At 62.6% G+C, this 350-nt stretch carries 1 protein-coding gene; it reads left to right on the top strand.

The annotated features are described in order from the left end of the window. Positions 1 to 21 precede the first annotated feature (21 nt). A partial coding sequence (locus tag PA6_RS22230) for a DUF5801 repeats-in-toxin domain-containing protein (protein ID WP_043217417.1) occupies positions 22 to 350 on the top strand: 329 nt, incomplete at its 3' end.

Raw genomic sequence — 350 nt, 5'->3', positions numbered from 1 at the left:
ACGGTGACCTGGAGCTATTCCATGGTCCTGCTGGTTGCCGAAGGGACGCTCTCCGGCCTCAGCAGCGACGGTGCCGCCATCCGCCTGTACCAGACCCCGAGTGGCACCATCATCGGGTCCACGGCCGGCAGTGAAGGGGCCATCAGCGGCAGCAATACCATCTTCACCCTGTCGGTCAACGGCTCGGGCGTCGTCACCCTGAACCAGTATCAGGAGATCGACCATGAGCTGCCGGGTGCCAATGGTAGCTACGACGCTCAGGAGGCCCTGCTGGGGTCGAATCTGGTTGGCTTGCAGGGCACTGCAACCATCACCGATTACGACCAGGATACCCACTCCGACAGTGTGAC

This window comes from Aquipseudomonas alcaligenes NBRC 14159 (assembly GCF_000467105.1).
Taxonomy (GTDB): Bacteria; Pseudomonadota; Gammaproteobacteria; order Pseudomonadales; family Pseudomonadaceae; genus Aquipseudomonas; species Aquipseudomonas alcaligenes.
The sequence above is the reverse complement of the archived record's forward strand: the minus strand, read 5'-3'. Positions and strand labels throughout refer to the sequence as shown.